The organism is Variovorax sp. GW821-FHT09D04 (genome assembly GCF_059416405.1).
Map to the genome: position 1 here is coordinate 191,695 of NZ_JBWKPA010000001.1, position 18,285 is coordinate 209,979.

The 18,285-nt window shown below is 72.4% G+C and carries 3 protein-coding genes and 1 pseudogene; all 4 read right to left on the reverse strand.

From position 1 onward, the window contains the following. Positions 1 to 29 precede the first annotated feature (29 nt). The 4 genes and pseudogenes from AC07O4_RS00975 to AC07O4_RS00990 all read right to left on the reverse strand — a co-directional run bounded on the left by AC07O4_RS00975 (position 30) and on the right by AC07O4_RS00990 (position 18,277). A complete protein-coding gene (locus AC07O4_RS00975) occupies positions 30 to 7,424 on the reverse strand; it encodes an amino acid adenylation domain-containing protein (RefSeq protein ID WP_495303494.1) in 7,395 nt (2,464 codons plus the stop codon). After that, on the reverse strand, positions 7,425 to 12,041 hold the full coding sequence (locus AC07O4_RS00980) for an amino acid adenylation domain-containing protein (protein WP_495304019.1): 4,617 nt from the start codon (positions 12,039 to 12,041) through the stop codon (positions 7,425 to 7,427). Continuing rightward, positions 12,033 to 15,188 (reverse strand): annotated as a pseudogene (locus AC07O4_RS00985) (amino acid adenylation domain-containing protein); the annotation flags it as partial. The pseudogene AC07O4_RS00985 and the gene AC07O4_RS00980, both read right to left, overlap by 9 nt. After that, positions 15,185 to 18,277, reverse strand: coding sequence for a non-ribosomal peptide synthetase (locus AC07O4_RS00990; RefSeq protein ID WP_495303495.1), 3,093 nt, complete (start codon positions 18,275 to 18,277; stop codon positions 15,185 to 15,187). The pseudogene AC07O4_RS00985 and the gene AC07O4_RS00990, both read right to left, overlap by 4 nt. Between the last annotated feature and the right edge of the window lie 8 nt (positions 18,278 to 18,285).

The window sequence follows — 18,285 nt, forward strand, 5'->3', positions numbered from 1 at the left end:
CGGGTCGTGCGTTTTTTTATGCCCGGGCGTCAGGCCGCGAGGGCTTCGGCTTCGCCCAGTCGCTCGGCCAGTTGCGTCAACAACACCGGGCTACGCAGGATCGCGTGGTGGTCCTCGTCGAGCGCCGCAGTGCTCGCGAGATCCGGCCGCCCCAGCTGTAGCGCGAGCGCGGCGCGGTCCGCCGCCGGGCGCCGCGCGATCCACCAGCACTCGGCGTGGCAACGCAGCGGCACGAGCGCCTCGGTCTCGATCGCCTTCAGCTGCTGGCTCACGAGGAAGATGCGGGCCAGCTCGTCGTCGGGCAGGTTCGCGTGCGCCGGCATCTCCAGCGCATCGCCACGGGCCTGCGCCTTGGCACGCGCCTGGGCGATCAGCGCAGCCACCGTCGCCTCGTCGCAGACGAAGTCGTCGATGTCCAGCAGCCCGTCCAGGCGCGCCGCCGGCCAGGCCGAGGCGACGAAGTCGGCGAAGTCGCGGCGGCCGTCGTCGTCCACCGTCTGCAGGGGCGCGTCGGGCTCGGGCACGTAAGGATCGACCAGGCCGAGGAACGCCACGGCCTGCCCTTCGGCTTCGAGCCGCGCGGCCACGGCCGCCGCGAGCGCGCCGCCGAGCGACCAGCCCAGCAGGTGGTACGGCCCCTGCGGCTGCACGCCACGGAGCATGCGGGCGTAGTCGTCGGCCATGCGCGCCAGCGACACGTCGCGGTGCGCGGGGTCGGCGAGCATGCGGCACGGCAGGCCGTACACAGTGCGCACGCCCTGCAGGCGACGCGCCAGCGGCGCGTAGTCGTACACCGTGCCCAGCGCGGCGTGCAGGCAGAACAGCGGCGCCGCACCGGGCACCACGGCATTCAGCGCGACCAGCGACGGCGCCTCGGCACGCCCGCCCAGCAGCCCCGCGATGGTCGGCGCGCGCAGGAAGTCGTGCAGCTTCAGGTCGAGCGCCGGCAGACCCAGTCGCCGTGCCTGCGCCATCACCTTCAGGCTCAGCAGCGAATCGCCGCCGAGTTCGAAGAAGTTGTCGTCGCGGCCCACGCGTGCCACGCCCAGCACCTCGGACCAGATGCGCGCGAGCGCCTGCTCGGCGCTGCCGCGCGGCGCGTCGTAGCCGTCGCCGCCGGCGAACACCGGCGCCGGCAGCACATGGCGATCGACCTTGCCGCTCATGTTCAGCGGCAGCGTGTCGAGCACGACGATGGCCGCCGGCACCATGTGCTCGGGCAGCAGTGCTGTGAGGCCGGCACGCAGTTGCGAAGGCTCGATGCGCTCGCCCGCCAGCGGCGACACATACGCCACCAGCCGCGCGCCGCCCGCGCCCTGGCTGGCGACGACCACGGCCTCGCGCACCTGCGGCAGCGCCAGCAGCTGCGCCTCGATCTCGCCGAGCTCGATGCGAAAGCCGCGGATCTTCACCTGGTGGTCGATGCGCCCCAGGTAGGCCATCTGCCCGTCGGCCTCCCAGCGCACGAGGTCGCCCGTGCGATAGAGCCGGCCGCCCGGCGCGCCGAAGGGGTCGGCCACGAAGCGTTCGGCGCTCAGGCCCGCGCGCTGCAGATAGCCGCGCGCCAGGCCGTCGCCGCCGAGGTACAGCTCGCCGGCCACGCCGGGCGGCACCTGGTTCATGGCGCCGTCGAGCACGTAGGCCGTGCGGTCGCCGACGAGGCGGCCGATGGGCATGTAGGCCGCGTCGAAGCCTTCGCCCGGCGCGGCCTTGGCGATCATCGGCGTGATCACCGTCTCGGTCGGCCCATAGCCGTTGACGATGCGCGGCGGCTTCAGCACCGACTGCACCAGCGCGAAGCTGGTGCGCGGCATCGCCTCGCCGCCCACGGTGTAGGAGCGAATCGGCAGCCGGCTCGCGGCCTCGCCCATCAGCTCGGCCATCTGGTGCAGGTAGCCGGGCGTGAAGCAGGCAATCGTGATGCCGTGGCGCGCGATTTCGGCGCAGGTGCGCTCCACCGGCCAGACCTCTTCGTCGCGCGGCATCAGCGCCGCGCCGAAGGCCAGCGGCACCCAGGTGCGCTCGTGTGCGCCGTCGAAGTTGATCGATGCGAACTGCAGCTCGCGGTCGTCCGGCGTCATGCCGTAGGCCTCGCCGATGGACTGCACGTGCATGGCCAGCGGGCCGTGCGCCACGGCCACGCCCTTGGGCTTGCCGGTCGAGCCCGAGGTGTAGATCACGTAGGCCAGGTGGTCGCGGTGCACCGCCACGCCGGGGTCGTGCGACGGGCCGTTCGACAGGTCGAGCGTATCGAGCGTCAGGGCCTTCACACCGGGCAGGCCGATGCGGTCCAGCACCACGGCGTCGTCGGCCAGCAGCAGCGCGACGCCGCTGTCTTCCACCATGTAGGCCAGGCGCTGCGGCGGATACGCCGGGTCGAGCGGCACGTAGGCGCCGCCCGCTTTCAGGATCGCGAGCAACGCCACGACCATGTCGGCCGAGCGCCGCACCGCGAGACCCACGCGCACTTCGGGCCGCACGCCCGCGCGCACGAGGTGGTGCGCCAGCCGGTTGGCGCGCGCTTCGAGCGCGGCGTAGCTCAACGTGCGGTCGCCGAAGATCAGCGCCGTGGCCTCGGGCCGCAGCGCGGCCTGGCGTGCGACCAGCACGTGCACCGGTGCGGTGTCTTGGTAGGCGGGCGTGTTCTCGCCCCAGGCCTGCAGGCGCTGCGCCTCGTCGGCGGTGTGCAGGTCGAAGGCCGCGACCGGGTGCGTGGCCGCCTGCGCTAGGTCGTCGGCCACGCGGCGCACCGCGTCGTGCATGTACTGGCACACGCGCGCGGCGCCCACCGCCGCATCGACCTGCGCGGTCAGTGCGAAGCCGTCGGCGCGTTCGTTCACCGACAGCGCGAAGGCGTAGTTCGAACGCTCCTGCGCGCCGAGCGTCTCGATGCCTTCCCAGCCGCCGGCATCGGCACCCACATCGGGCGCCTGCGCCACATAGCGGTAGTTCAGCAGCGTCGAGAACAGCGGCGTGCCCTTGGGCACTGCGCTGCAGCGCTGCGCGAGCGACAGGCTCGCGTGCTCGTGGTGCAGCAGGCCGGCCAGCGCGGCGTGGGTCTGGCGCACGCAGGCCAGCGCGTGGCTGCGGCCCAGCGTCACGCGCAGCGGCAGCGTGTTGATCATCATGCCGAGCGCGCGCCCCGCGCCCTCGCCGCCTGCGAGCCGGCCGAACAGCACGGTGCCGAACACCACGTCGTCCTTGCCCGTGGTCTTGGCCAGCACCAGCGCCCACGCCAGGTGGAACAGCGTGGCCGCACTCACGCCGCTGCGCTGCGCCTGCGTGCGCACAGCCTGCGCCAGCGCCGCATCGAGTTCGAGGTGCGCTTCTTCGACGGCCATGCCGTCGCCGCGCGCATCGAACAGATCGAAGGGTGCGGTCGGTTCGCGCACGTCGCCGAGCATGCGGCGAAAGAAAGTCTCCTGCTCGGCCACATCGGCACCGAGCCGTGCCTGCGCGACAAAACTGCGGAACGGCACGGGCGCGGGCAGCGCATCCGCGCGGCCCTGCAGCAGCAGCGTGATCTCCTCGACCAGCAGGTCGCGCGACACATGGTCGAGCGCCAGGTGGTGGCTCGGCAACTGCAGCAGCCAGCCACCGCCCGCGGCGTCGTGCGCGGCAATGGCGCGCAGCATGGGCGCGCGGCGCACGTCGAGGCGGTAGTGGCCGGGGCGCACATGGGCTTCGAGTTGCGCGGCGACATCGCCCGCGGCGGCGTCGATAGCCAGCCATTCGATCTTGGCGGGTGCATGGCGGTGCACCACCTGCACCGGCTCCGCCAGCCCTTCCCATAGCACCGCCGTGCGCAGCATGTCGTGGCGCGCGATGACGCGGTTCAGGCAGTCCATGAACGCATGGAGCCGGGCCTCGCTGTCGAAGCGCATCTGCAGCGACTGCACATAGACGTCGCCCTCGGCCTGCATCAGGTGATGGAACAGCAGGCCTTCCTGCAGCGGCGCGAGCGAGTAGATGTCCTGGATGTTGGCCGCGCCGCCGGGCACCGCGGCTTCGATGCGGCGCAGCTGCGCATCGTCGAGCGTCACCAGCGGCAGCATCTGCGGCGTGAGCAAAGTGCAGCCGTCGGGAATCGCGTTGTCGGGCACTACCGGCGCCGGGCGCGACGAGGCACCGGCCTCCAGCGTGGCGCGTGCGAAGTCGACGAAGCGCGGGTTCTGGAACAGCGTGCGCACTTGCGCACCGAAGCCCTGGCGACGCAGCCGCTCGAGCAGCTGCATGGCCAGCAGCGAATGGCCGCCGAGTTCGAAGAAGTTGTCGTTGCGGCCCACGCGCGGCGCGCCCAGCACCTCGGCCCACACGGCGGCCATCGCCTCCTCGGCCGCGCCCTGCGGCGCTTCCCAACTGTCGGCTGTAGCAGCGAACACGGGCTCGGGCAGCGCGGCGCGGTCGACCTTGCCGTTGGCGTTCAGCGGCAGCGCCGCGAGCACCGTGATCGCCGACGGCACCATGTACTCGGGCAGCACCTGCGCCAAGCCGTCGCGCAGCGTGAAGGCCTCGACCGGGCGCTGCGCGTCGAGGCTCGACACGTAGGCCAGCAGCAACGCACCGCCTGCACGCTCGCGCGCGACCACCACGGCCTCGCGCACGCCGGGCTGCGCGCGCAGCCGCGCCTCGACCTCGCCGAGCTCGATGCGGAAACCCCGCACCTTCACCTGGTGATCGAGCCGCCCCAGGTACTCAAGCTGCCCGTCGGCGCGCCAGCGCACGAGGTCGCCCGTGCGGTACAGGCGCCCGCCGTTCGCATCGAAAGGGTCGGCCACGAAGCGCTCGGCGCTCAGGCCGGCGCGGTTCAGGTAGCCGCGCGCCAGCCCCGAACCGCCGAGGTACAGCTCGCCGGCCATGCCGGGCGGCACCAGGTTCATGTCGGTGTCGAGCACCACGGCGCGGCGGTCGCCCACGGGCGCGCCGATGGGCAGGTAGGCCGCGTCGAAGGCGGTGCCGGCATAGGCCTTGGCGATGGTCGGCGTGATCACCGTCTCGGTCGGGCCATAGCCATTGATGAGGCGCGGCGGCTGCAAGGTCTGCATCACGCGCTCGCAGGCCACGCGGCCCATGGCTTCGCCGCCGACGGTGTACGAGCGCAGCGTGGGCACGCGCCCTTCTTCGCCGAGTTCGTCGGCCATCTGCTGCAGGTAGCCTGGCGTGAAGCAGGCCACCGTGATGCCGTGGCGGCGCATCTCTTCACGGCTGCGGTGCACGGTCCACAGCTCCTGGCTGCGCGGCATCAGCGTGGCGCCGAAGGCCAGCGGCGTCCAGATGCGCTCGTGCGCGCCATCGAAGTTGATCGACGCGAACTGCAGCTCGCGGTCCTCCGGCGTCATGCCGTAGGCGCGGCCGATGGTCTGGATGTGCATGCTCAGCGGGCCATGCGCCACGGCCACGCCCTTGGGCTGGCCGGTGGAGCCCGAGGTGTAGATCACGTAGGCCAGGTGCTCGGGATGCACCGCGACATCGGGTGCGTCTTCGGGCCCGCTGTCGAGCACGCCGCCATCGAGCAGCAGCGCGGGCAGCGCCTTCATCGATGCGCCCAGCCGCTCGCGCACGCGCGCCTGCGTGAGCAGCAGCCGCACGCCGCTGTCGGTCGCCATGAAGTCGAGCCGGTCGGACGGGTAGTCGGGGTCGAGCGGCACATAGGCCGCGCCCGCCTTCAGCACGCCGAGCAGCGCCACCACCATCTCGGGCGAGCGCTCCACCGCGAGGCCGATGCGGTCCTCGGGTCGCACGCCCTGCGCGATGAGGGCATGCGCGAGCCGGTTGGCACGCCGGTCGAAATCGCGGAAGCGCATCGGCACGCCGTCGACGATCAGCGCCGTGGCTTCGGGTCGCAGCGCGGCCTGGCGCTCGACGAGGCGGTGCACGGGCACCTCGTCCCAGGCCGTGTCCCGGCCCTCGCCCCATTCACGCAGCTGGGCGTGCTCCTGCGGACCGAGCAGCGCCACCTCGCGCAGCGTGCGCGACGGGTCGTCGGCCAGCTGGCGCAGCACCGCGACGTAGTGCGCGGCCATGCGCTCGATGGTGGCGGGCTCGAAGATCGCGCGGGCGTAGGTGAAGCTCAGGCCGAGCGTGCCGTCGGCCTGCTCCAGCGTGTCGAGCGCGAGTTCGAAAGGCGCCGCCTGTTCATCGAGTTCGCAGGGTTCGATGCGCAGGCCTTCAAGCCGGTCGAGCGCGCCCAGGTCCTGCTGCCGGTGGTTGAAGATCACCTGGAACAGTGGCGGGTGGCTCAGGCTGCGCTCGGGCTGCAGCGCCTCGACCAGCTGCTCGAACGGCAGGTCCTGGTGCGCCTGTGCGCCCAGCGCCGCCTCGCGCGCCTGTGCCAACGCCTGGGCCAGCGTGGTGTGGCCGGCCAGCTCGGCGCGCAGCACCTGCGTGTTGACGAACAGGCCGAGGATGCCGGCCGTCTCGGGCCGGTCGCGGTTGGCCACGGGCACGCCGAGCCGGATGTCGCCCTGGCCCGTGTAGCGGTGCAGCAGCGCCTGGAAGCCGGCCAGCAGCACCATGAAGAGCGTCGCGCCCTCGGCGCTCGCGCGGCGGCGCAGCGCCTGCGTCAACTCATCCGGCAGGTCGAGCCGATGGCGCGCGGCCAGATACGGCCCTTGCGGCGGACGCGCGCGGTCGGCGGGCAGTTGCAGCAGCGGCTGTTCGCCGCCCAGGCGTTCGGTCCAGTAGGCGAGCTGGCGTTCGCCCTCGCCTGCTTCGAGCCAGTGGCGCTGCCAGGCCGCGTAGTCGGCGTACTGCAGCGCCGGCGCGGCCGGCACGGCGGCGTCGTTCCCTTGACGGTGCGCCTGGTACAGCGCGCCGAAGTCGTCGACCAGAAGCTGCATCGACCAGCCGTCGGACACGATGTGGTGCATCACCAGCACCAGCAGGTTCGCGGTCTCGCCGGTGCGCAGCAGGCCCACGCGCAACAGCGGGCCGCGCGCCAAGTCGAAGGGCGTGCGCACGAGGCGCGCAGCCTCGTCGCGCACCTGCGCGGGGTGGGCGCGCAGGTCGGCTTCACGCAGGTCGAGCACCGCCTCGGGCGAGACCGTCTGCTGCGGCACGCCGTCGTCGCTCACGCCGAAGCGCGTGCGCAGCGACGGATGCCGCGCCACCAGCGCCTGCAGGCTCGCGCGCAGCGCCGCATGGTCGAGCGCGCCGTGCAGCGTAAGCGCGGCCGTGATGTGCTGCGCCGTGCTTTCGGGGTCCATCTGCCAGAGGAACCACTGGCGCGCCTGCGCGTACGAGGCGGGCCGCGGCGCACCGGGCACGGCGGCCGGGTCGGGCACGATCGGCAGGCGACCGAAATCGATGCCCTGCGCACGAAGCGCGGCGATGAATTCCTTTTGCCGCGCCGGTGGCAAACCCGCCAGCCGCTGGGCGATGGCCCTGCCGCGTTCGCTGCTGCTGCTGTTCGTGCTACTGCTCACTCAACCCCCCAGACTTTCCAACAATGCATCCATGCGATCGAGATCGCTCTCGGCCTGCGCGGCCTGCTGCGCCTGCGCCGGCCCTTGCGCGTCGAGCGCCTGCGCGCACGCCGCCAGGTCGGGCAGTTCGAAGTAGCGCTGCAGCGGCAGGTCGATGCCCATCTGCGCCTTGACCTGCTGGCGCAGCTTGAGCACCGCGAGCGAATGCCCACCGAGCTCGAAGAAGTTGTCGCCGCGTCCCACGCGCGACAGCCCCAGCACCTGCGCCCACAGACCCGCCAGCGCGGTTTCGGTGGCGCCCTGCGGCGGCACGTGGGCGCGCTGCTCCGCCGCTTCGGGTGGTGGCAGCGCCTGCCGGTCGACCTTGCCGTTGGCGTTCAGCGGCAGCCCCTGCGGCATCGCGACGATGACGCTCGGCACCATGTAGTCGGGCAACGCCGCTGCCAGCCCCGCACGCAGCGCCGCGGGACGCAGCGGCTGGCCTTCGGCGCCGGCCGCATAGGCCACCAGCCGCGCACCGCCCGGTCCTTCCTGCGCCAGCACCAGGGCCTGTCGAACGCCGGGCTGCGCGAGCAGCTGCGCCTCGACCTCGCCGAGTTCGATGCGAAAGCCCCGCACCTTCACCTGGTGGTCGAGCCGGCCGAGGTACTCGAGCTGGCCGTCGTCGCGCCAGCGCACGAGATCGCCGGTGCGGTAGAGCCGCCCGCCGTGCCCATCGAACGGATCGGCGACGAAGCGCTGCGCCGTCAGGCCGGCGCGGCGCAGGTAGCCGCGCGCCAGCACCTCGGCGCCGACGCACAGCTCGCCCGCCACGCCGACGGGCACGGGGTTCAGTTGCGCGTCGAGCACATGCAGCCGCGCGCTCGATGCGGGCGTGCCGATGGGCGGCAGGTCTTCATCGCCTGCGCCGTCGAGCGCGAACTCGCTCACCACGTGCGTCTCGGTCGGCCCGTACTGGTTGATGAGCCGGCACTGCGATTCGCGCGCCAGCCATTCGGCGAGCGCGGGCGTGCGCTTGAGCTGCTCACCCGCCGTGAGGATTTGCCGCAGCGCCGGCAGCCGACGGCCGGAGGCCAGCGACTGTTCGGCGAAATGCTGCAGCACCGAGAAGGTCAGGAACATGCGCTCGACGCCTTCGCGGTGCACCAGGTCTTCCAGCGCATCGAGGTCGAGCCGCTGCGCGTCGGCGGTCTGCACGAGACAGCCGCCGCCGGCCAGCCCGCTGACCATTTCCTGGAACGCCACGTCGAAGCACGGCGACGCGAACAGCAACGTGCGGCTCGCACCCGGCAGGCGTTGCAGCTGCCACGCGATGAGGCGCGCCACCGCGTCGTGGCGCATCGCCACGCCCTTGGGGCGGCCGGTGGAGCCCGAGGTGTAGAGCACGTAGGCCAGCTGCTCGCCATGCACCGGCACCGCCGGGTCGTGGTCGGGCCAGGCGGCCATGCCGTCGTCAGCCGCGTCGAGGTCGAAGGCCAGCCGCTGCACGCTCGCTGCGTCGGGCAGGCGCGGCATCAGCGCGCGGCGCGTGAGCAGCAGCGAGGCGCCGCTGTCCTCGACCATGTAGGCCAGCCGCTCGGGCGGGAATGCCGGGTCGAGCGGCACATAGGCGCCGCCGGCCTTGAGCACGGCGAGCAGGCCGACGACGGTTTCGGCCGAGCGATCGACCGCGATCGCAACCGGCATGTCGGGCCGCACGCCCTGCGCGATCAGTCGGTGCGCCCAGCGGTTGGCGAGGCGGTTGAGTGCGGCGTAGGTGAGGCGATGCTCGGCCGTGACCAGCGCCAGTGCGTCGGGGTTCGCCTTCGCCTGTTGTTCGATGAGGTGGTGGACGGGCACGACCGCCTGCGGTGCGAATGCACCACGCGACCATGACGACAACCGCTCGCGCTCGGCCGCATCGGCCAGCGTCATCTGGCCCACAGCCTGCGCCGCATCGCCGGCGAGCGCCAGCAGCGCCGCGCGCAACTGACCCACGAACGCCGCGGCCTGCACCTCGTCGCACACGTCGAGCGCATGCACGAGGTCGATGTGCAGCGCCGCATCGTCGTGCACCATCAACGTGAGCGGGTACGAGGTTTCTTCCTTCGTATGCACCGCACCGAAGCTGAGGCCCGCCGCCGCATCGTCGCGCAAGGCCGCATCGACCGGGTAGTTCTCGAACACCACCAGCGTGTCGAACAGCCCCTGCCCGCCCATCCCGGCCCAGGCCTGGATCTCGTGCAGCGGCGTGTGCTCGTGTTCGCGCGACGCGACCTGCGCCGCCTGCAGTTCGTGCAGCCAGTCGCCCACGGGCTGGCCGGGGCGCAGGTGCGCGACCACGGGCAGCGTGTTGATGAACAGGCCCAGCATGCGCTCGGCGCCCGGCATCTCGGCGTTGCGGCCGGCGACGGTGGCGCCGAACACGACGGTGCCGGTGCGCGTGCGCTGGCCCAGCAGCAGCGCCCAGGCGGCCTGCACGAAGGTGTTGAGCGTGACGTGCGCGGCGCGCGCGGCCTCGCGCAGGCCGCGCGTGGCCTCGGTGTCGAAGGCCAGGCGCTGGCGGGCCTTGCCGGGGCGCGGTGCAACAGGCGGCACCAGCGCGGTCGCCAGGCGCGTCGGTTCTTCCACGCCGGCCAGCACGCGGCGCCAGTGCGCCTCGCCGGCTTGTGCGTCGCGCGCGGCGAGCCACGCGATGTGGTCGCGGAAGCGCCCGGGCGCGGGCTCGCTCGCCTCTCCCGCGTAGCTGCGCAGCACCTCGGCCAGCAGCTGCGCCACGCTCCAGCCGTCGAGCAGCAGATGGTGGTAGGTCCAGACGAGGTGATGGCGCTGCGCCTGCGTGCGGGCCAGCGCGATGCGCATGAGCGGCGGGCGCGCGAGGTCGAAGCCGCTCGCGCGCTGCGAGGCGGCCAGCCGCGTCAATGCGCCCGGCACGTCGGCGCTCTCGCGCAGGTCTTGCTCGGCCCACGGCATCTCGGCACTGCGCGCCACCCATTGCAGCGGCGTGGCGCCGTCGGCCAGGAAGCCGCTGCGCAGGATCTCGTGGCGTGCCAGCACGCGCTGCCATGCGGCGCGGAAGCGCTCGGCATCGAGGCCGTCGATGTCCATGCACAGCTGGTTGATGTAGGCCTCGCCCTGCGCATCGACCAGACTGTGGAACAACATGCCCGACTGCATCGGCGAGAGCGGGTAGAGGTCTTCGAGTTGCGCCACGGGCAACGGCAGCGCATCGAGCTGCGCGGCGTCGAGCCCGGCCAGCGGGAAGTCCGACGGCGTGACGCCGGAAGCGCCCGAGGTGCAGTGCGCGATCAGCGCTTCGAGCTCGTCGCCGAAGCGGTTCACCCAGCCTTGCACGTCCTCCTGCGCATGCCGCGCCGCGCTGAAGTCCACCGTCAGCTGCAGCGCACCGTCGCGCACCTGTGCGTTGACGCTGAATTCGTGCAGCAGCGGCGCGCTCGCCGCGACGGGCTCGCCCGCGTCTTCGGTCGCGAGCGACCATGCGGCCTCGGGCGCACCATCGACCTGCCCCAGGTAGTTGAAGACCAGCTGCGGACGCGGCAATGCGCGCAGCGCCTGCTGCTGTGCGTCCGTGCCCAGATGCATCAGCACGCCATGGCCGAGCCCGCGTTGCGGCACGCGGCGCAAGTCTTCCTTCACGCGCTTGATCGCGTCGCCCCACGCGCCCAGCGGGTCGAGCCGCACGGGGAACAGGCTCGTGAACCAGCCCGTGGTGCGCGAAAGGTCGAGTGCCTTCTGCGCGGGGAGGATGTCTTCACGGCCGTGCCCTTCGAGCAGGATCGCGAGCTGCGCATGCCCGCTCCAGCCGCACAGCGCGCGCCCCAGCGCGGTGAGCAGCAGGTCGTTGACCTGCGTGCGGTAGGCGGCCGGCGCCGTCTTGAGCAGCGCCTGCGTGCGCGCGCGGTCGAGCTGCCACGCGATGCTGGCGCGGCGCGCCACGGTGTTCACGCCCTCGGGCCGCGCGCAGGGCAGCGCGACCGGCACGTCGGCGAAGGCCTGCCAGTGCGCGAGTTCGCCGTCCATCGCGGCGGCCTGGCCCTGCAGCTCACGCGCCCAGGCCTGCAGGCTGGCGCTCTTCGGTGGCAGCGCGACCGACCGGCCGTCGCGGCACTGCGCGTACGCGGTGGCCAGGTCGTCGAGCACGATGCGCCACGACACGCCATCGACCACGAGGTGGTGCGCCGCCAGCAGCAGGCGCCAGTCGCCGCCGGGCAGGCGGATGACCAGCGGACGCAGCAGCGGCCCGTGCGCGAGGTCAAGGCTGCGTTGCGCTTCGTCGCACAGCGCGGCGATCTGCGCCGGGTTCGCTGCATCGCGCACCCAGAGCCATTCCTCGCGCCAGCGCGCCGGCAGGGCCTCGTAGACCTGCCGCCAGCGGCCATCGGCCGCGCGATGGAAGCGCAGGCGGAAGGCATCGTGGTGCTGCACCACGGCCGCCAGCGCGGCTTCGAGCGCGGGCACCGCCAACGGCTCGCGGCCTTGCAGCAGCAGCGACTGGTTCCAGTGGTGGCGCTCGGGCATGTCGGCCTCGAAGAACGCGGCCTGGAACGGCAGCAGCGGCACCTGGCCTTCGGCTGCGGTCTGCTCGGCCTGCACCGCCGCGCCCACGGGCTCGGCCACGGCCGCCTGCCCGGCGACGGTCTGGCGCTCGAACATCTGGCGCGGCTTGAGCTTCCAGCCCGCCGTGCGCAGCCGCGACACGATCTGCAGGCTCAGGATCGAATCGCCGCCGAGTTCGAAGAAGTTGTCCTGCCGACCCACGCGCGGAAGGCCGAGCACCTCGGCCCAGACCGTGGCGAGCGCCTGTTCGACCACGCCCTCGGGCGCCTCGTAGGCCTGCGCCCCGCTGCGTTCGGGCTTGGGCAGCGACTTGCGGTCGATCTTGCCGTTGGCGTTGAGCGGCAGGGCCGGCAGCACGCACAGCTGCGCCGGCACCATGTACTCGGGCAGCACCTCGGCCAGGCGCGCCTTGAGCACGGCCGCGTCCACCGCCGCACCGGGCTGCGGCGACACGTAGCCGACCAGCCGCGTGCCGCCCGGGCCTTCATCGGCCACCACCACGGCCTCGCGCACCTGCGGTTGTGCCAGCAGTTGCGCCTCGATCTCGCCGAGTTCGATGCGGAAGCCCCGCACCTTCACCTGGTGGTCGATGCGGCCCAGGTAGGCCAGCTGGCCGTCGTCGCGCCAGCGCACGAGGTCGCCCGTGCGGTACAGGCGCTCGCCGCTGTCGCTGAACGGGTCGGCGACGAAGCGCTCGGCCGTGAGGCCTAGCCGGTGCAGATAGCCGCGCGCCAGGCCGATGCCGCCCAGGTACAGCTCGCCGCCCACGCCCGGCGGCACGGGGTTCAGGCCCGCGTCGAGCACGTAGGTCTTGCAACCCGCGATGGGGCGGCCGATCGCGACATGGTTCAGCCCGTCGGCGCGGCAGGTCCAGTGCGTCACGTCGATGGCCGCCTCGGTCGGGCCGTAGAGGTTGTACAGCCCCGCGCCCGGCAGGCGCTCGAACACCTTCGCCTGCGCCTCGGCGGGCAGCGCCTCGCCGCTGCAGACGATGCGCCGCAGGCTGGTGCAGGCCTCAATGCCGTCGTGCGCCAGGAAGGCCTGCAACATCGAGGGCACGAAATGCAGCGTGGTCACGCCGTGCGTGCGGATCAGCTCGACCAGGCGAGCCGGTTCGCGATGGTCGCCAGGCGCGGCGACGACGAGGCGCGCGCCCTGCATCAGCGGCCAGAAGAACTCCCACACCGACACGTCGAAGCCGAACGGCGTCTTCTGCAGCACGGTGTCGGCGTCGTTCAACGCGTAGGCGTCCTGCATCCAGGCCAGGCGGTTGTAGAGGGCGTTGTGGCGGTTGGCCGCGCCCTTGGGGCGGCCCGTGGAGCCCGAGGTGAAGATCACGTAGGCGAGGTTTTCGCCATGCAGTGCGACCTGCGGGCAGGCGGTGGATTCGGCCGACAGGTCGAGCGCATCCAGCGCAAGCAACTGCACATGCGCCGCCACCGGCAACGCCTCGCGCAACTGCGACTGCGTGAGCAGCAGCGTCACACCGCTGTCTTCGAGCATGTAGGCGATGCGTTCACGCGGCAGCTCGGGGTCGACGGGCACATAGGCGCCGCCGGCCTTCAGGATCGCCAGCAGCCCCACCACCATCTCGAGGCTGCGCTCGGCGGCGATCCCCACGGGCATGTCGGGCCGTACGCCCAGGCCGATCAAACGATGCGCGAGCGCGTTGGCGCGCGCGTCGAGTTCGCCGTAGCGCAGCACCGTGTCGCCGAACACCAGCGCGACCGCCTCGGGCCGCTCGCGCGCCTGCGCTTCGATCCGCTGGTGCACGGGCTGCGTGTACGGCCGGTGCGGCAGGTTCTCGCTCCACGCACGCAGCCGCGCCTCATCGTCCGCATCGGTGAGCACGAGGTTCGCGAGCACGCGGTCGGGGTCGTCCGACATCGCCTGCAGCACGCGCTGGTAGGCGCGCACCAGGCGCTGCGCCGTCGTGGCGTCGAACAGGTCGGTGTTGTATTCGAGCCGCCCGCGCACGCCGCGCGGGTCGATGTAGAAGTCCAGCGACAGGTCGAACTTGGCACCCGCGTCATCGAACTCTTCGAGCTCGGCGCGCACGCCCGCGAAGTCGAGCGCCACGGCCTCGCCGGCCATCTGCACGCCGAACATGGCTTGGAACAGCGGGCTGCGCGCGGGATCGCGGCGGTCCTTGCGGCTGGCCAGCAGCACCTCGAACGGCAGGTCGGCATGGTCGAGCGCGGCCAGCGCATCGGCACGCACCTGGCGGCACACCTCGCGCAGCGTGCGCCGGGGCGCGAGCCGCGCACGGAACACCTGCGTGGTGATGAAGAAGCCCAGCAGGTCTTGCACCTCCTCGCGGTGGCGGCCCGCGTTGGGCACGCCGATGGCAAAGTCATCCTGCCCGCTGCAGCGCGACAGCAGCACCTGCCAGGCCGCGAGCAGCACGACGAACGGCGTGCAGCGTTCGGCGCGGCAGAAGGTCTGCAGCGCCGCCGCCAACGCAGGCGGCAACTCGAAGCCCAGCGCGGTGCCGGCGAAGGTCTGCTGCGCGGGGCGCGCGCGGTCGGTCGGCAGATCGAGCGAGGGCACCTCGTCGCCGAGGTGGCGGTTCCAGTGCGCGAGCTGCGGCGCGAGCACCCCGCCCTGCACGCGGGCACGCTGCCACACGGCGAAGTCGGCGTACTGCACGGGCAGCGGCGGCAGCTGCACCGGGCCTTCGCTGCGCAGCGCCAGCGCGTAGGCCGCGCCGAGGTCGCGCGCCAGGATCGGGTTCGACCAGGCATCGGAGACGATGTGATGCAGGCAGACGGTCAGCACATGCCGGTCGTCGGCCAGCGTCGCGAGCCGGGCCACCAATGCGGGCGCGCGGCCCAGGTCGAACACATGCGTCGCGGTGCGGTGCACGAGCGCGTCGACAGCGGCTTTCTGTGCGTCTGCACCCTGGTCCGCGAGGTCGATGCGCTCCAGCGCGAACGGCACTTCGGCCTGCACCACCTGCATCGGCACGCCGTCGTGTTCGACGAAGTGCGTGCGCAGGATCGCGTGGCGCGCGACGACCGCCTGGAACGCGCGTTCCAGCGCATCGGCGTCGAGCGCGCCGCTCAGCCGGAACACGCGCAGCAGGTTGTAGGCCGTGAGCCCGGGCTCCAGCTTCTGCAGGAAGCACAGCTGCTCCTGCGCATACGACAGCGGCACCGCCTGGCCGTCGTGCACGGTGCGGGTGATCTCGTCCATGGCGATGCTCATGCGGCCTCGCCCACGGATTCGTCGGCCAGGTCGCGCTGCCGGTGCGTCTGCGCCAGCTGTTCGAGCGCGATGGCATCGGCGCTGGCCTCGCGCAGCACGGCGGCGAGCGCCGCGGGCGTCGGGTGGTCGAACACCACGCCGGCCGCCACCTCGACCTGCAGCAGCTTGCGGATGCGCGCCACCAGCTTGATGACCTGCAGCGAGTGGCCGCCGAGTTCGAAGAAGTCGTCCTCCACACCGACCGGGCCGCTGCCCAGCAGAGTGGCCATGCCGTCGGCGAGCAGCGCTTCGAGCGCGTCGCGCGGGGCCTTCACTGCACGCTGCGGCGCTTCGGCCGGGGCCGAGGCCGCCAGCGCGAGCCGGTCGATCTTGCCGTTCGGCAGGCGCGCAAACGCGCTCACCGCCGTGCAGCTCGCAGGCACCATGTGTGCGGGCAGCAACGCGGCGAGTTGCTCGCGCAGCGCGCGGCCATCGGCCGCCTCGCCGTCGCCAACGAAGAAGGCGGCGAGCGTGGTCGTACCGGCCGCATCGGGCACGGCCAGCACCACCGCCTGGCGCACGCCGGGCCGCGCCAGCAGCGCCGCCTCGACCTCGGCCGGCTCCACGCGGTAGCCGTGGACCTTCACCTGGTGGTCGGCGCGCCCCGCCAGGCGAAGGCCGCCTTCGGGCAGCACCCACGCGAGGTCGCCCGTGCGATAGAGGCGCTCACCGGCGCGGAACGGGTCCGCGACGAACACGTCAGCGTTCGCGCGGTTCAGGTAGCCGCGGCACAGCTGCGTCCCGCCGATGCAGACCTCGCCCAGACCGCCGGTCGGCACGAGGCCGCGCGACGCATCGAGCACGCGCACACGGTTGTTCGCGAGCACGCGCGTCAGCGGCAGCTGCTCAGGCACGGGCGCGCCGGCTTCGACCGCATGCACCATGACACCGACCGTGGCCTCGGTCGGCCCGTAGTGGTTGTAGATGGCGCACTGCGGCGCCAGCCGCGCGATGCGCTCGACCAGCGCGCGCGGCGCGGCCTCGCCGCCCAGCACAAGGGTGCGCGGCAGGCAGAGCGTGGCGCTTTCGAGCAGCGCCTCGAGGTGCGAGGGCACGATCTTCAGTGCGTCGATGGCGTGTGTGCGCATGAAGCGCGCGAAAGCCTCGGCGTCCTTGGCCTCGTGCGGCGCCGCCACGACGAGACAGGCGCCGTTGTGGAACGCGCCGAACAGTGCGGTGTTGCCCAGGTCGGCCGCGACCGAGCTGGTGAGCGCCCAGCGGCGGCAGGTGTCGAGCTGCATCGCGGCCGATGCGGCTGCCACGTAGTTCTGCAACTGGCCCTGCTCGACGGCCACGCCCTTGGGCGTGCCGGTGGAGCCGGAGGTGTAGAGCACGTAGGCGAGGTCGCTCGGTGCGGCGATGTGCGATGCGGCTTGTGCTTCGGGCAGCGTGGCCGCATCGGGCAACGCCGCGTCGATGGTGAACAACGGCTTCGCATCGGCCAGCACCGCCGCGCGGCGCGCCTCGGGCCAGTCGGGGTCGAGCGGCAGGTAGGCGGCGCCCGCGCGCCAGACGGCGAGGATCGCCACCGGCAGGTCGAGCGCACGCGGCAGGTTCAGCGCGACGATCGCACCGGGCGTCACGCCCTGCCCTTGCAGCCAGTGGGCGATGCGACCGATGCGCTGGTCGAGTTCGCGGTAGCTCAGGCGCTGGTCGCCTGCTTCGAGTGCGGGCGCATCGGGCGTTTCGACGGCCCAGTGGGCGATGCGCTGCGTGACGGTCGTACCGACATCGGCCACGGCTTCCTGCGACTGCAGCAGCAACTCGCGTTCGCGCGGGCCGACCAGCGGCAGCGCGCCAAGCGCGGTGTCGGGGCGTTCGACGACGGCGTCCAGCAGGCAGAGGTATTGCATCAGCAGGCGCTGCGCCGCCACCTCGCTGTGGCGCGCCGCATCGGCATGCACCGAGAGCGCTGCGCCCTCGGCGTCCCATGCGACCTGCAAGGCGAGTTCGAACGTCGGCAGCGGCCCCGGCAGCGCAGCCAGTTGCCATTGCGGATCGACGCCGTGGCGGCGCGGCCGCTCGTGGCACGCGAAGCCGACCGCGAGGTGCGCGGCGATGGGCGGCGACTCGACGGCCCAGTACTCCTGCGCCTCGACATGCGCGGCCAGCGTGCCGTCGACGTTGTCGAACCAGTCGGCAAAGCGCGTCTCGGGCGCGGTCTCGACGATGAGCGGCAGCACCTTGTCGAACACGCCGACCGCACCCTGCATCGGCGGGTAGTCGCGGCGGCAGTCGTGCTGCCAGCCGGCGATGAAACGGCTGGTGCCGTCCAGCCGCGCGATCAGCAGCCACCAGACGGCCTGCAGCAGCGTGTCGGGCTGGGCGCCCAGTGTGTCGGCGCAGGCGGCGATGCGGCCCGCGAAAGTGGCGTCGACGGATTCGTCGGCACGCACGCGCGTGGCCTGTTGCGAGACAGCAGCCTGCCGACCGACGAGGCGCGGCGGCGTGAGCGTGGCGGCCTGCGCGAGGTAGCGATGCCAATAGGCACGGCCCTCGGCGGCATCTTCGCCGTCGAGCAGGTCCTGGCGCCACGTCACGAAGCGTGCATACGGGAACACCTCAGCGGCATCGAAAGCGTGTTCGTCCGCGAAGGCCGTGGCGATCTGGTCGAACAGGTGCTGCAGGCTGCCGCGGTCGCCGACCCAGGCATGTACGGAAAGCGCCAGCGTGTGACGTGCCCCACCGGTGCGTGCGAGCCCGGCATGGACCATCTCGCCGCGCGCGATGTCCAGCGGCGCGGCTTGCAGATTCGCCAGCCATTCGATGACCGCAGATTCGGGCGCATCGCGCAGATCGGCGTTCCTCCAAGCCAGCGGCGCCATGCCGTCGGTGTACTGCTGGCGCAGACCGCGGTAGCCCGGCACCGCACGGATGGCACTGCACAACGCGCCGTGCGCACCCAGCACGCGCGCCACCACGTCGCGCAGACGCGCCGGGTCGGTTGCGCCCTCGATGTCGGCGCGCAGCAGCAGGCGCGGCGCATCGGCCGGCACCGCGCGTTGTTCGGGGCTCAGCGGGAAGGTCGTGTCGTCGAAGGGGTCGGTCATGGTCGTCA

Bases quoted from the DNA above. Each gene is read 5' to 3' on its own strand.
- AC07O4_RS00990 (WP_495303495.1), bottom strand. From the start codon at position 18,277: ATGACCGACCCCTTCGACGACACGACCTTCCCGCTGAGCCCCGAACAA.